Origin of the sequence: Pedobacter psychrodurus, from assembly GCF_032678585.1 — a bacterium.
Lineage (GTDB): Bacteria > Bacteroidota > Bacteroidia > Sphingobacteriales > Sphingobacteriaceae > Pedobacter > Pedobacter psychrodurus_A.
This window is the reverse complement of record NZ_JAVTSN010000028.1, coordinates 11,340-26,693: the sequence shown is the minus strand read 5'-3', so window position 1 is coordinate 26,693 and position 15,354 is coordinate 11,340. Positions and strand designations below refer to the sequence as shown.

Annotated in this window: 10 protein-coding genes; 8 read left to right on the top strand and 2 right to left on the bottom strand. The window is 41.4% G+C overall.

Annotated elements, in window-relative coordinates; all coding sequences use genetic code 11:
* Window positions 1-225: 225 nt before the first annotated feature.
* The 7 genes from kaiC (at window position 226) to katG (ending at window position 8,816) form a co-directional block, all read left to right on the top strand.
* On the top strand, window positions 226-1,977 hold the full coding sequence (gene kaiC, locus R2S57_RS18100) for a circadian clock protein KaiC (RefSeq protein ID WP_316846359.1): 1,752 nt from the start codon (window positions 226-228) through the stop codon (window positions 1,975-1,977).
* On the top strand, window positions 1,977-2,264 hold the full coding sequence (kaiB, locus tag R2S57_RS18095) for a circadian clock protein KaiB (RefSeq protein ID WP_316846358.1): 288 nt from the start codon (window positions 1,977-1,979) through the stop codon (window positions 2,262-2,264). Before kaiC ends, kaiB begins: the two co-directional genes overlap by 1 nt.
* On the top strand, window positions 2,264-2,584 hold the full coding sequence (locus R2S57_RS18090) for a circadian clock KaiB family protein (RefSeq protein ID WP_316846357.1): 321 nt from the start codon (window positions 2,264-2,266) through the stop codon (window positions 2,582-2,584). Before kaiB ends, R2S57_RS18090 begins: the two co-directional genes overlap by 1 nt.
* A gap of 1 nt (window position 2,585) precedes the next feature.
* Window positions 2,586-4,307, top strand: coding sequence for an ATP-binding protein (locus tag R2S57_RS18085; protein ID WP_316846356.1), 1,722 nt, complete (start codon window positions 2,586-2,588; stop codon window positions 4,305-4,307).
* Between the two features lie 28 nt (window positions 4,308-4,335).
* On the top strand, window positions 4,336-4,695 hold the full coding sequence (locus R2S57_RS18080; RefSeq protein WP_316846355.1) for a response regulator transcription factor: 360 nt from the start codon (window positions 4,336-4,338) through the stop codon (window positions 4,693-4,695).
* 302 nt (window positions 4,696-4,997) lie between these two features.
* Window positions 4,998-6,299, top strand: a complete 1,302-nt coding sequence (locus R2S57_RS18075; RefSeq protein ID WP_316846354.1) for a M12 family metallopeptidase — start codon at window positions 4,998-5,000, stop codon at window positions 6,297-6,299.
* Between the two features lie 249 nt (window positions 6,300-6,548).
* Window positions 6,549-8,816, top strand: a complete 2,268-nt coding sequence (gene katG, locus R2S57_RS18070) for a catalase/peroxidase HPI (protein ID WP_316846353.1) — start codon at window positions 6,549-6,551, stop codon at window positions 8,814-8,816.
* A 62-nt stretch (window positions 8,817-8,878) separates the two neighbouring features.
* Here katG and R2S57_RS18065 read toward each other — a convergent pair whose 3' ends face one another.
* Both R2S57_RS18065 and R2S57_RS18060 read right to left on the bottom strand, forming a co-directional pair.
* Window positions 8,879-10,411, bottom strand: a complete 1,533-nt coding sequence (locus tag R2S57_RS18065) for a serine hydrolase (protein ID WP_316846352.1) — start codon at window positions 10,409-10,411, stop codon at window positions 8,879-8,881.
* Between the two features lie 89 nt (window positions 10,412-10,500).
* Window positions 10,501-11,460 (bottom strand): quinone oxidoreductase, encoded by a 960-nt coding sequence (locus R2S57_RS18060; RefSeq protein ID WP_316846351.1) that lies wholly within the window; start codon window positions 11,458-11,460, stop codon window positions 10,501-10,503.
* 677 nt (window positions 11,461-12,137) lie between these two features.
* Between R2S57_RS18060 and R2S57_RS18055 the strand changes: the two genes are divergently transcribed.
* Window positions 12,138-15,338, top strand: coding sequence for a TonB-dependent receptor (locus tag R2S57_RS18055; protein ID WP_316846350.1), 3,201 nt, complete (start codon window positions 12,138-12,140; stop codon window positions 15,336-15,338).
* Window positions 15,339-15,354: the final 16 nt, after the last annotated feature.

Here is a 15,354-nt window from a genome sequence, read left to right as displayed (position 1 = left end):
AATAGGAATCCAAATTAAACAGCCCGTATTTTCCAACGGATTAAAGCCGGTTTATTCATTTAAACCGGCGCTGTTGTTTCCAATATAATTCTCTTATTAATATTGGAGAATAGATTCAATCTAGTTTTTTGATTAGCAAAACATTTATCTTAATTTCCTGTTTGTTTAAGAATAACTTTTGGGTAGCGCTTGCAATCCGAACGTTTTAAAATTAAAAGGTATTGAATGGCTAAATCCAAAATGCAGCTAGAAAAACAATCTTCGGGCGCAATCTCAAAAACATTAACAGGAATATCCGGACTGGATGAAATTACGCTGGGAGGGATTCCAACGGGTAGGCCAACACTGATATGCGGTGAAGCCGGATCCGGTAAAACACTTTTTTCTATCGAGTTTATCGTTAGGGGAGCTTTATCTTATGACGAGCCGGGCGTTTTTATGGCCTTTGAAGAAAAAGCAGATGAACTTAAAACCAATGTAGCGTCCCTGGGTTTCGATCTCGACAAATTAGAGAAAGATAAAAAGATCAGACTCGATTACGTTCATATTGATCGCGCAGAAATAGAAGAAACCGGGGAGTATGATCTTGAGGGATTATTTATACGTTTGGGTTATGCTATCGATAGTATTGGCGCCAAACGTGTTGTGCTCGATACGATAGAGAACCTGTTTTCGGGCATGAGCAATGAAGGCATTATCCGTGCCGAAATCAGGAGACTGTTCCAGTTTCTGAAATCAAAAGGTGTTACGGCAATTATTACTGGTGAAAGGGGCGAGAAAAGCCTTACCCGTCAGGGACTGGAAGAATATGTGTCTGATTGTGTGATCCTGCTCGATCACCGCATCATCAATCAGATCTCTACCCGCAGGCTGCGCATTGTAAAATACCGTGGATCTGTCCATGGCACAAACGAATATCCATTTCTGATCGATGATGAGGGTATCTCTGTTCTTCCCGTTACTTCGCTCGAGCTCAATAAAGAAGTATCGTCTGAAAGCCTGTCCTCTGGCATTCCGGCATTGGATAAAATGCTCGGCAACAAAGGCTTTTATAAAGGAAGCAGTATTTTGGTTTCGGGAACAGCAGGTACGGGTAAAACCAGTATTGCGGCAAGTTTCGCAGATGCAAGCGCTGCAAGAAATGATAAATGCCTGTTTTTTGCTTTCGAGGAATCGCCAAAACAGATTATCAGGAATATGCGTTCGATCGGTATTGATTTACAGCAACATGTAGATAGCGGATATCTTGAATTTTATGCTTCAAGGCCTACGCTTTATGGCCTGGAGATGCATCTGGTAGCCATACATAAAGCGATCAAAAAATTTAAACCTGCCGTTGTGGTACTCGATCCCATTACTAACCTGATTACCATTGGTTCGGTGAGTGAGGTGAAAACCATGCTGGTACGTTTGATCGATTTCTTACAGGCTGAGCAGATAACCGTGATGTTTACCGCACTTACCCTGAACAATATCGTAAACGAACAAACTGATGAAGGCGTTTCTTCTCTGGTTGATGCCTGGTTGTTGATCCGCGATATCGAAAGTAACGGCGAACGTAACCGCGGTCTTTACATCATGAAATCGAGGGGAATGAAACACTCGAACCAGATCAGGGAATTTGTAATGACCGATCATGGCCTTGACCTGGTAGATGTATTTTTATCGGAAGATGGAGTATTAACCGGTTCGGCAAGGGAAGCAAGGGTATTACTTGAACAAACTGGCGAGATTATCCATGCGCAGGCAGTGAGCAGAAAAGACCGCGAACTGATCCGTAAACGCAGGATACTGGAATCGAAGATTGAAGGACTGAAATCAGAATATGAATCTGCCGAGGAAGAACTGAACAAAGTTTATGTAGAAGAGGCTTTAAAGAAACAGATCATGGGCGAAACCTTATCTAAAATTACGGATTTACGTCGTGCCGATGTGACTACAACAGGGAAACCGGTGGCTAAAACAAAGAAAAAATAGTGGGTAAATTATATGAACTCCGGTTATACGTAGCCGGGAAAACAAGCAAATCAGTTGTTGCCCTCGAAAACCTGAAAAAGATCTGCGAGGAGCATTTAAAAGGGAAATATAGTATCGAGGTGATTGATCTGTTGGTGAAACCCCAGTTGGCAGAGGGTGACCAGATTTTCGCCATCCCTACTTTAGTGAAAAAAGTGCCAGAGCCGGTCAGAAAAATTATTGGCGACCTTTCCAATGAGGAAAAGGTATTGGTAGGACTTGATATCCGTTCAAAAGTAACAAGTTAATGATGGCGGAAAATATCGGGGGTAGTGGTGCAGATAAGAGAAGTGAAGATTTTTATTCGCTCAGGCTTTTTATTGCCGGAGCTTCGCCGGTTTCGGTAAGGGCGATTCAGAATATCCGCAAGATCTGTGAAGAATTTTTAACCGGCCGTTACGACCTCGAAATTATTGATGCACATCAACAGCCTTTAATGGTTAAAAATGAAGATGTAACCGCCATTCCGATGCTGATCAAAAAAACACCATATCCAAAAAAAAGGTTGATTGGTGATTTTTCAGACCGGGAAAAAGTATTAAAAGGACTGGGTATAAGAATTGCATAAGATGGCGAAATCTAAAGAACATATAGCGCTGGAAGAAAGATTGTTGCAGGTTGAGGCAGCACTCGAAGAGGCTAACGATGTGATCGATGCCATCAGATCGGGTGAAGTTGATGCGCTTGTAGTGAATGGAAAAGACGGACACCAGTTGTTTACCCTAAAGAGCGCTGATCATACCTATAGGATTTTTATTGAGCAGATGACCGAAAGTGCGGTTACGCTCGATCGGTCGGAAAGGATACTCTATTGTAATTCGCAGTTTGCTAAACTCATGGGTATTCCGCTCGAAAAGGTCATCGGGCTTTATTTTCTGGATCTGGTAACAGATGAAGACCGCCTTTTTGCTAAAGAGGTAATTGCTGGTGCCTGGGACGTAGATACCCGTGCCGAATTAAGTTTTCAGAACCGTTTGCTCGAAAAAATACCCATGCAGATTTCGCTCAAGGCACTCATGCTGGATGAAGGGACATCGCTCAGCGTAATCCTGACCGACCTTACCGATTTAAAATACAGCCAGTCGCTTTTGCAGGTCAGGAATGAGGAACTTGAAGCCGCAAGGAAGGTAACTGAAGAACTCAATAACAATCTGGAAAAAACAGTTAAGCAGCGAACAGGCGAACTCGAATCAACCCTCAGGGATAAAACTCGTGCAGAAGAGGTATTAAGATCAAATGAGCAGCGCTTAACCAGCATCCTGCAAACCATGGGTGAGGGCTTGTGCATCCTGGATAGTATTGGTCAGGTAACCTTTGCCAACAAAAGGGCTCAGGAGCTGTTTGCACTTACTGCTGCAGAAATTACTTCCAGGGATTTTTTTACCCTTCAGCAAGAATGTTTTTCGCTTACGGGCGAAAAGCTCGAAAAAGATCAGCATCCCATCTCGTTAATCGGTAAATCATCGGGAACCATCTATGATAAAGAAATCAGGATCATAAATGCGAGAAATGACTCGGTCTATATTTCTATAAATGCCAGTCCTTTGCTGGAAGATAGTCACTTTATTGGAACGGTAATGACTTTTAGTGATGTATCTAACCGAAGAAAAATGGCACTGCAAAAAGACGAATTTATCAGTGTGGCCAGTCATGAGATCAAAACGCCCTTAACTTCACTTAAAGCCTCTATGCAGTTGCTTACCCGGGTAATGGAAAACGGTCAGACATCAGATAAGATTCCTGTGCTGGTGCAGAAGGCAAATTCGAACCTGGGCAAGGTTGTACACCTGGTTGAAGACCTGATGAATGTTTCCAAAATACAGCATGGGCCACTTCCGCTCAGTAAAGCCATGGTCAATATCGCCGATGTTGTACTTGCCTGCGCCGATCAGGCGCTGCACGATACGCCTTTAAAACTTGTTTTGGAAGGCGATAGGGGAATTTTGGTATTTGCTGACCCGCAACGGTTAGAGCAGGTATTCGTTAATCTCTTCAATAATGCGGTAAAATATGCCCCTAAATCGGAAATTGTAAAAGTATCGGTGCTTCGGGATGCGAAATTTGTTGAGATTTCAGTACAGGATTTCGGAAAGGGCATTGCTGCAGATAAACTTCCACAACTGTTTAACCGCTATTATCAGGTAGATCCACAAGGGAAACAGGTTTCAGGCCTTGGTTTAGGCTTATATATTTCCCATGAGATTATCGAAAGGCATGGTGGTGAACTTCGCGTAACAAGCAAAGTGGACGAAGGAACGACATTTTCATTTACGCTTCCTTTAAAAGAATAAACAAGATTTGACCTGAAAAAATATTGAAATGAAAAAAATCCTGGTTGTTGATGATAATACTGATATTCTGGAACTGATCGTCATGATTTTTGAACTGGAGGGCTTTGAGGTTGTTGGATTAAAAAACGGTCTCGAGATGGAATCAATGGTCGCTACTTATCAGCCCGATGTAATCCTGCTCGATGTCTTATTGGGCAATGTAGACGGCCGGTATTTATGCCACCTGGTCAAATCCGATTCAAAAACTTCCCACATTCCGGTAATCATGATTTCCGCCAGCCACGCGGCAAAATCTATTCAGGAAGATTATTGCCATCCAGATGATTTCGTATCAAAGCCCTTTGATATCGACGACCTTACTGCAAGGGTAAGAAAGGTATTAATTTAAAGACATTTTGGAATGGATATATAGGTATGTATCTTAAATAATCATAACATGACTGATTTGTTTGTCTTTTTTAATCAAGATCTGGTATGTTTTGGTTAATAATCTGCTGTTTTTATGTTTAGTGTTTATTAACTTCGTTTACATTATTTTTGTAAATGCCTGTTTAATAGATGGTTTGTGTTGTCGATGAGTAGTGGTGAGCTAATTTTTACTGTAGCTTGGAAACTGTTTTTATAAACTATTAGAAGGTTAAGCAAAACACTATTGCAATTAATCATCAATCTAACCATAAAAACAGAACCATGAAAACAAACCAAAAAATTTACCTGGGCCTATTTGCGGCCTTATTACTCTGTATGTCGGTAATTAGTTGTAAAAAACAGGCCAACGAAAGCAATGCCGAAATCACTGCAAAAAAAAATGATCAAATGCATGAATTTAACTTTGGCGGGAACAAAATCCTGATCAAAGAAGACAAAGGCACCTATTACCTCTCGGATGATATAATCTTAACCGAGCAACAATTTAACCTGTTGAAAGCCAATAGTAACGCGGCAATGTCGACCACAGCAAGGGCTTTAATTATGAATTCGTTGATTAAACGTTGGACAAATTCGATAGTATATTACAATCTCAGTAATCTGGGTGCAGATACTGCTTCTTCATTAAAGGCTATGCAGTACATCTCCCGCGTATCGCTACTTAACTTTGTTCAGCGGACTTCGCAAAGCAATTACATCAATTTCGTCAAATCTACAGGCAACAGTTCGTCGGTAGGCATGGTTGGTGGTGCCCAGAACCTCAATTTATACAATTACAACACTCCGGGGATTATCATTCACGAAATATTCCATGCACTGGGTGTGATGCATGAGCAGTGCAGGACCGATCAGAGCAGCAATGTGGTGATCCATCCTGAAAATATTCCAGATGATAAGGAGTTTAACTTTAACCAGGTTTCAGTTACCAATTATACCAATCAGGGCAACTTCGATTTCGAATCGATCATGATGTATGAGCCTTACGCATTCTCGAGCAACGGCCAGCCTACCATCACGAAGCTCGATGGCTCTACTTATCAAACCAGCTATCCGGCAGCCAATATGTCGCCAACTGATATATCAGGCATCAACCAGCTGTATACCGGCTTTACTTATACCGGCTTGCCAGCCAATACCAATTATGAAATTGCTTTGGCACTGGATAACACCAAATTGTTAAATGTACCTGGTAGTGCCACTGCCGATGGCACTCAGGTGATTATTTATAGCGATGGGAACACCAGCAATGCCAGATGGAATGTGACCAAAAATGCCGACGGATATTATAAGCTCTCGCCTTTACATGCGCTGAGCAAGGTACTCACTGTAGTGGGCAATGGCATAGCCAATGGTACAAAACTGGAAATTAGGACCAATACCGGAGCCCCTTCGCAACAGTTCAACATTACTCCAGAAGCCGGTGGTTATTATTTGATTTCGCCACGCAGTGTGCCTTCCAAAAATGTTGATGTTCCGGGAAGCAGTACAGCCAATAGCACTTTGCTTAATATCTGGAGTTATGGCGGAGCCAATAACCAGAAGTTTAAATTTAATACTTTTTAAAAAATCATCTCCATATATCCCTGTTTCATTTTGCCTCCAAAAAGTTTAATGCTTGATGGAGGCATTTTTATTTTTAGTCGATATCCGCTTTAAAGCTATGATAAACCGCTGATCCATAAACCTAATAGATTCTAACTATTTCGTTATAGAATTAAATGATTGTGATTAGTTGTTCCAATTTTCTAAATTTATAATAATCCCGTTTAACTCTTTATGAGGGATCAATATTTCACTAACAAAATTATACATATGGAAAACGAAGCAAACGATATTAGTAAATGCCCTTTTCACAACGGCAGCATGAAAAGCAATGTAGGCGGTGGTGGTACCAGAAATAACGATTGGTGGCCAAAACAGTTAAAACTTAGCATTCTGCGTCAGCATTCCAGCTTATCCAATCCAATGGAAGGCGAATTTAATTACGCCGAAGCCTTTAAAAGTCTGGATCTGGATACACTTAAAGCCGACCTTCATGCGCTCATGACCGATTCGCAAGATTGGTGGCCTGCAGATTTTGGTCATTATGGTGGTTTGTTTATCCGTATGGCCTGGCACAGCGCCGGCACTTATCGTGTAGGTGACGGTAGAGGTGGGGCGGGAGCCGGGTTGCAGCGTTTTGCACCCTTGAACAGCTGGCCAGATAATGTGAGTCTGGATAAGGCCCGCAGATTGCTTTGGCCAATTAAACAAAAATATGGAAACAAAATTTCCTGGGCAGATTTATTGATCTTAACGGGTAATATTGCCTTAGAATCGATGGGTTTTAAAACCTTTGGTTTCGCAGGTGGGCGAGAAGATGTTTGGGAAGCGGACGAATCGGTATATTGGGGTTCTGAAACCACCTGGCTGGGTGGCGATCTCCGTTATGCACATGGTTCGGATGGTGCCAATAAAGCACATGGGGTTGTGGTAACCGATGATGATGCAGATGGCGATGTGCACTCCCGTAATTTAGAAAAACCACTTGCTGCGGTACAGATGGGATTGATTTATGTGAACCCTGAAGGACCGGACGGAAACCCGGACCCGATTCTTGCTGCTAAAGATATCCGCGATACTTTTGGCCGTATGGCCATGGATGATGAAGAAACCGTTGCGCTAATTGCTGGTGGACATACCTTTGGTAAAACCCATGGTGCAGCCTCGGCCGATCATGTTGGTAAAGAGCCAGAAGCAGCCGGAATAGAAAGCCAGGGTTTGGGATGGAACAACAGTTATGCTTCTGGTAAAGGAGCTGATGCCATAACCAGCGGACTTGAAGTGACCTGGACCACAACGCCAACCCGATGGAGCAATAATTTCTTCGAGAACCTGTTTAAATTTGAATGGGAATTAACTAAAAGCCCTGCTGGTGCACACCAATGGGTAGCTAAAAATGCTGAAGCCATTATTCCTGATGCATTTGACGGATCGAAAACACATTTGCCAACCATGCTCACTACCGATCTTTCGTTAAGACTTGACCCGGCTTATGAAAAGATATCGCGCCGTTTCTTAGAAAATCCCGATCAGTTTGCAGATGCTTTCGCACGGGCCTGGTTTAAACTCACCCACCGCGATATGGGCCCGATTGCCCGTTACCTTGGCCCGGATGTGCCACAGGAAGAATTGCTTTGGCAAGATCCGATCCCGGCGGTACACCATGCATTGATCAATGAAAGTGATATTGCTTTATTGAAAGAAAAAGTGCTGACTTCAGGCTTAAGTGTACCTGAACTGGTTTCTACTGCATGGGCTTCGGCTTCAACCTTCCGCGGTTCCGATAAACGTGGTGGTGCCAACGGTGCACGTATTCGTTTATTGCCTCAAAAAGACTGGGAAGTGAACAATCCGGTGCAATTGCAAAAAGTATTAAATGTGCTCGAAAAAATTCAACAGGAATTTAATAGTGCGCAAGCGGAGGGTAAAAAAGTATCGTTGGCCGATTTAATTGTATTGGCTGGTGCCGCAGCAGTAGAAAAGGCCGCAGGCCATAACATTTCGGTTCCTTTTACGCCCGGCAGGGCGGATGCTTCACAAGAACTGACCGATATTGAATCTTTTGGTTATTTAGAGCCGGTTGCTGATGGTTTCCGCAATTACCGCAAATCAAAATCTCCGGTTTCTACCGAAGAATTTTTGATTGATAAAGCCCAGTTGCTTAACTTAACTGCACCCGAATTAACGGTGTTGGTAGGTGGTTTACGTACTTTGGATACCAATTTCGACGGGGCAAAAAATGGCGTTTTAACCGATAAACCTGGTCAGTTAAGCAATGATTTTTTTGTAAACCTGTTGGATATGGAAACGGCATGGAAAGCCATTGCCGAAGATAAGGAGCTGTATATCGGCAGTAGCCGTGCAACAGGTCAACCAAAGTGGACTGCAACCCGTGCCGATCTTGTTTTCGGTTCCAATTCAGAATTGAGGGCCATCGCTGAGGTGTATGCAAGTGCTGATGCACAGCAGAAGTTTGTAAAAGATTTCGTATCTGCCTGGAATAAAGTGATGAATGCAGATCGATTTGATCTGAAATAATCTGAATGTAAAGTCAAATAAAAGGGCGCTTCCATTTCGGAGTGCCCTTTTTTTAGGTATAGTTAACGCTTAAAATATCGCTCATTTGAATACACCCCTACAATATTGTTAGTGTTGTCTCTCTTCACCAAAAAAGAGCGCAACATGGTTTTGAAATTGATCAATCCGGTACTATCAGTTGATAAGTACAATTGTCCTTTTAAATTGCCCCACGAAACACTGCCGGTTTTATTAATTTCCATGGTTCCTGATTTTTCACCCCCATCATATACGCCGGCCAATGCGGGATTTGGCATGAGCTGCGTACGCATAGCTTCCGTTACTTCCTTTGTTTCCTGAAGATCAGACTCGAAATTTTTCTTTAACGATTTAAGATTTTCTTCCAGAATACTGTTTTTGTTTGATTTATTCAGTATTGAATTAAAGAGGTAATTGGCAACCAGATGCGGTAATGCTTCCATCCCTTTTTTATTGCTAAATACCACAATGCCTATCTTTTTCTCCTTCATGTAAGAAAGGTGGCAGGAAATGCCGCTATAACCGCCCATTCGTGAAGTTAAGTTTTCCCCATTAAATCGTGATTGTTCCCAACCCAATCCATAACCAAATCTTTCATAAGATTGATAGCGGTTCTGTTGTGCAACAATGGCAGAGGTAGCAAAATCGATTTCTTGCTTATTTAAGATGCCTTTAACCGAATTTCCTTCGCTGATAAAAAAGTTGAGATATTTTAACAGATCGTTAACCGTGCTAAAATGCCCGCCAGCAGCCGACATCGAATTATCTGCCTTGTCTAATATAGCTGTTACTTTTCCTTCCGATTCGTCGATCACATAACCTGAATATCTAGGGTCAACCCTCGAAAAATAGGCCGTTGTAGAACGCATGGCCAACGGCCGGAAAAGATAGGCATCCATTACCTCCTGCCAGGGTTTCCTCATCTGTTTTTCTACGATGATGGAATAAATAACCGGTCCTAAATTGGAATAATTGAAGTTTTGGTTAGATAAGGCCGTACTGTATTTTTTAAATAAAGCGAGGAGTTGTGAAGAACCCTTGTGGCCAATAAAAGCCGTCCATACCACAGCATCGTTATTTTTGATCCCGTGGGTGTGGGTCATCAACGATTGTATGGTGATTTTATCTGGATGGATTTTTTTATCGTCGAAAGTAAGTTCAGGCAGATAATCGGCTAGTGTTTTATCCAGTTTAATCAAACCTTTCTGGTCTAAAATCGCAGCCAGTGTTCCGGTGAGTGATTTAGAGGTAGAGGCAAGATAGATTTGCGTCCGGTCTGAAAATAATGTTTTTGTTTCAGGATTGGAATAGCCATTATTCTTTTTTAAGAAAACACGGCCATCCTTGATTACGCCCAAAGTTAAATCGATATCGGCTGTGCCTAATGATTGTTTGATCCGCCTGAGTACAAAATCGAGCGAATCGCTTAACGTTTTAGCTGCTTTATTCTGGTAATAGTCGCTTCTGTTTATACGGCTGATCTGCTGCGGATAAGTGGGCGCACAACACATACTGATTACCATCATGCTGATCAAGAAAGCAGCATGATGGTACTTTGGCTGGGAATATAAAATCATTTGACGGCAGTTTTACGATTTAAGACGACCAGATTCAACAACGGGTTACAGTTACTCTAAAGTACATCACCCTATTTCTTAATCATGTGTTAAGGCACCATCAATATCTTGCCTGTGCTCTGCCTGCCTTCCATAAAATCGTGTGCCTTTTTGCCTTCAGCGAGTTTGAAGATAGTGGGCGCTGAGATTTTTATATGTCCGGCAATAATCCAGTTAAAAAGTATTTTCGACCTTTTTAATCTCTCTAATCTTGAGGTAAGGTAGTTCCATAAATCGCCGCCGGTAACTGTTTTTGAATGGGCGATAATCCATAAAGGGTTGCCCAATTCCAATTTGCCTCCGGCAAGACCAAATAGAACCACCTGACCTCGTATTTTGGTTACCGCAAGACTGCTTTCCATTGTGGTTCCTATACTTTCATAAACGACATCAACACCGTCGGGGCACACCGTTAAAACCTGTGCTTGCCAATCTTGCTCATATAAAAACACTTCATCAGCACCTAATGAAAACGCTATTTCCTTTTTTTTTGCTGAAGAAGTTAAGCCAATTACTTTTGCGCCCAATAACTTACAGACCTGGATAAGCAATTGCCCAACACCACCAGCTGCAGCATGGATAAGCACGGTTTCGCCTGCTTTTATTTTATGGCTATTGGCTGTTAAATAATGTGCGGTAAGGCCTTGTAGCATGATCGATGCGGCGGTTTCAAAGCTGATCTCATCAGGCAGTGGAATGGCATTTTCTACAGGAACGGCAACCAGTTCTGCATTCGCAAAGGGCACATCTGCAAATGCAATCCGATCGCCAGGTTTAAAATTGGGGTGATTATTATTGTCTTTTACTATTCCTGCACCTTCAAATCCATTAATATAGGGAGCATTGCCCCGCATTGGGTAAACTCCGTTTCTCCTCATTAAGTCGGCAAAATTTAAACCTATGGCTTTCATCTCTACCAGAAGTTCTCCTTCTTTTAAAATGGGGTCGGGTATTTCCTGGTATTCGAGTACATCTGAACTGCCAAAAGTTGATAAGGTTAAAGCTTTCATGATTTATAATTCTTTAATGATGAATTGATTTTAGTGGATACAGGTCTTCTTATATTTAAAAAGGCTTTTATATCCAATCCCTGCAAATTTACCTAAGTAACAAACAGGGGAATTGTACAAATGCGACACGATTAATAGCAATAGCTTTAGGAAAGATTTTCTTTAAAATTTTGACCCATCTTTAAAATTTATCAAATTTTTTAGACCAAAACTAAAAAAGGTCTTAAAATAGCCATGACATAATCGTGACGGACGATCTTTTTGGATTTTTTGATTTTGGATTTGTTCAAAAGTTTTAGCATTTGTAAAAATAATCATACTGTAAATCGATCTGTACGTTTAAGTAGTCCTTAAGCATCAAAATTATATTCTTGATTTTGTAGTAAAATATTTAATATTGAATAGATAAATCGTTTTATCGACAACCAAATATGATGATGAGCCTAGGTGTATTTACTCCCTATTACGCGGTATATAGCTGTGTAATTTACTTGTATGTATATTTAATTCTTTCCGGAAATGTAATTCCAGTTAACATTTTTGCCTATCGTAGAAAGCCTTCTGATTAATCATGATTATTAACAATCAATTATTCGCTTGAGTAATTGATAAAACGATTTAGCTGCTTGCGGCTAAGTATAAATTAAATTAATTAACCATTAACTAAACTACAACTAATGAAAATGAATCTACTCAAGATTTCAGGGCTTTCTGTGCTTTTTTTGCTCAATAGTCCTGCTTTTTCGATGAATCCAGATGCTGAAAAATCCGGGGGACTTTCAGTACCGAATGTGCCATTAACGCACCTTCAAAATCGAAAAGTAATTACCGGAACCGTATCAGATGAAAAGAATATGCCCATTCCAGGAGTCGGGATCAAAAACATTACTTCGGGTAAAACTGCAGTAACCAACGAAGCGGGTAAGTTCAGCATCGATGCCAACCTTGGCGAGGTGATCCGTTTCTCTTATGTGGGTTATCAGAATAAAGATGTTACCGTAGGCAGTGAAGCAAATATCAATGTTAAAATGGCACCCGCCGAAGCCAATAAACTCGATGAAGTGGTGGTTATCGGTTATGGTAGTGTTAAAAAAAGTGATCTAACAGGTTCTGTTGGGGTGGTAAAAGCCAGCGAACTGCAAGAACGCCCTGCGGCATCCCTTAACCAGGCTTTGGCCGGCCGTATTTCGGGTGTACAGGTAAATACCAACTCAGGCCGCCCAGGTGGACAAACAAACGTCAAAATCAGAGGATTTAGTTCGATCAATACCAGTAATAATCCACTTTATGTTGTTGATGGAGTAGCCTTACCAGTAGGTTCTCAAACGCAGAATAGTAATGCAATTGATTACATCAACCCGAGTGATATCGCATCAGTTGAAGTGTTAAAAGATGCCTCCTCAACAGCGATATATGGAGCAAGGGGTGCAAACGGCGTAATCCTGATTACCACCAAAAAAGGAACAGCAAATACGCAACGGATTACTTATGATGCTGATTTTAGTGTAAATACATTGGCCGCACACCATGTGAAAATGCTCGATGCCTTCGAGTATGTTAAAGTTCAGGATCTGGCTTACGATAATATCAAAGTTTACGATCCGGTAGGCTGGGCTGCAGGGAATTATGCTTCTACGCCGGTGCCAAAAGCGGCCAGGATCGCCTTGCCGCAATTTTTCGACAGCAATGGAAACCCCTTATACAATACCGATTGGTTAAAAGAATCTACGCAGAACAAACTTTCGCAAAACCATCAGCTCGGTTTTACAGGGGGCAATGAAAACAGTACTTATGGTGTTTTTGCGGGCTACCGCGATGATGAGGGGCTTTTAAAAAACTCTTATTTAAAACGTTATTCGGGTAGATTTAACTTTGACAGTAAAATTAAGCCCTGGTTAAAAGTTGGTGGTAATTTGAGCTACAATAACCAGGATGAAAACATTGTAGATCAGGGAACGGGAGGTTTAAACTCTGTTCGTATGATTACTGAAGCATTTCCTTTTCTACCGATTAAATTGGCAGATGGCAAATGGGGCGACAATAAACTCATCCCATGGGCAGAAGGAGGTTCTAACCCTGTACACATCTTAACTGATCAAAGATTTGGTATGGTTACCCAAACCTCTTTAGGAAGTCTCTATTCAACAATCAGTTTCAGTAAAGATCTCGAATTCCGTACCCAGTTGGGCGCCAATATCGTAAGCCGTAACATCAATGAGTACAATGCGAAACAATTATATGGTATTTCAGACGGACAAAATGGTACAGCAAATGTGACCAATGACCGCGAAACTTTCTGGTCGTTGGAGAATTATTTAACCTATAACAAACGTTTTGCCGAATCGCATGCCATTAATGCTTTATTGGGTATTTCGTGGCAGGCCACCAATTTCTTCAGCAATACCAGTCATGCAGAAAATTTCGTTACCGATTTTTATGGCAACAATAACATGGGCTCGGGAAGTAAATCAATTACTGTAGGTTCTAGCCGCAACAGATCTGCTTTCAATTCTTATTTTGGAAGGTTAAATTATGCCTTTCAGGATAAATACCTGGTTACCGTTACCGGTAGGGTAGATGGATCGTCGAAATTTGGAGATAATCATAAATTTGCATTTTTCCCTTCGGCCGCTTTGGCATGGAAAGCTTCAGATGAAGATTTTCTTAAAGGAAACAAAACGATCTCTAACTTAAAATTAAGAACCAGTTATGGTTTAAGCGGTAACTCAGAGCTGCCTGCTTATCAGTCTTTAGCTACATTGGTAAACAATTCTGCCATCATTAACGATAGTAAAGTAACAGGTATAGGCATTGGCCGATTGGCCAATCCTGATCTGGTTTGGGAAAAAACAGCACAGGTTGATGCGGGTTTGGAATTGGGTTTGTTTAACAACCGCATAAATTTAGAGGCCGATGTATATTATAGAAAAACAACCGATATGTTATTGGATGCCCCTGTGCCACGTACTACGGGATATTCGGTAATCAGGAAAAACGTTGGTTCGATGCAGAACAAAGGTTTGGATTTAGGCATTAATACCGTTAACGTTCAAACGGACGATTTTACCTGGAAAACCAGCTTTAATATCTCTCTTAACCGAAACAAAGTGCTGTCTTTGGCAACACCCGATGATATTTTTGGTGTAGGAAATCCAAATTTCACTAATCAAACTGGTATTATCAGAGTTGGCGAGTCAGTAGGTTCATTCTGGGGATTAGTACGTTTAGGTACCTGGAGCGAGGCCGAACGAGCAGAAGCAGCTAAATTTGTAAGTTACCGTGGCGGTAAAACTTTGCTTCCGGGCGATATTAAATATCTGGATGTAAATGGTGATCATGCCATCACAGATGCCGACCGTCAGATTATTGGTAACGGAACGCCAAAAGGCTGGGGATCCTTCTCCAACTCGTTCCGCTATAAAAACCTCGATTTAATTGTCGAACTTCAGTATTCTTATGGTAACGATGTGTTGAATATGACACATCACTCGGGCGAAGACAGACAGGTACAGGCCAACAGTTTTGCCAGCGTATTAGACGCCTGGACGCCTCAAAATCAGGATACACCGATAGCGGCAATCAGAGATCAATCTGCCGGATATGTAACCAACGTTGATACACATTGGGTTGAAGATGGCTCATTTATCCGTGGAAAAAACCTGTTGCTGGGTTATACCTTTAATAAAACACTTGTAGAAAAATTGCGCTTAAACAAACTTCGTGTTTATGCATCTGTTCAGAATTTCTTCCTGGCCACCAAGTATACTGGTAACGATCCGGAGGTAACTACATATAATAATGCATTTGCACAGGGCCAAACATTTTTCGATTATCCAAAGTCGACAACTTTTATGGTTGGTTTAAACATTGGATTGTAAACATTAACTTAAGAAA

What these genes read in the sequence shown, in the direction of transcription:
- kaiC (WP_316846359.1), top strand. Translation starts at nt 226, where the DNA reads ATGGCTAAATCCAAAATGCAGCTAGAAAAACAATCTTCGGGCGCAATC.
- R2S57_RS18090 (WP_316846357.1), top strand. Translation starts at nt 2,264, where the DNA reads ATGATGGCGGAAAATATCGGGGGTAGTGGTGCAGATAAGAGAAGTGAA.
- R2S57_RS18085 (WP_316846356.1), top strand. Translation starts at nt 2,586, where the DNA reads ATGGCGAAATCTAAAGAACATATAGCGCTGGAAGAAAGATTGTTGCAG.
- R2S57_RS18080 (WP_316846355.1), top strand. Translation starts at nt 4,336, where the DNA reads ATGAAAAAAATCCTGGTTGTTGATGATAATACTGATATTCTGGAACTG.
- R2S57_RS18075 (WP_316846354.1), top strand. Translation starts at nt 4,998, where the DNA reads ATGAAAACAAACCAAAAAATTTACCTGGGCCTATTTGCGGCCTTATTA.
- katG (WP_316846353.1), top strand. Translation starts at nt 6,549, where the DNA reads ATGGAAAACGAAGCAAACGATATTAGTAAATGCCCTTTTCACAACGGC.
- R2S57_RS18065 (WP_316846352.1), bottom strand. Translation starts at nt 10,411, where the DNA reads ATGATTTTATATTCCCAGCCAAAGTACCATCATGCTGCTTTCTTGATC.
- R2S57_RS18060 (WP_316846351.1), bottom strand. Translation starts at nt 11,460, where the DNA reads ATGAAAGCTTTAACCTTATCAACTTTTGGCAGTTCAGATGTACTCGAA.
- R2S57_RS18055 (WP_316846350.1), top strand. Translation starts at nt 12,138, where the DNA reads ATGAAAATGAATCTACTCAAGATTTCAGGGCTTTCTGTGCTTTTTTTG.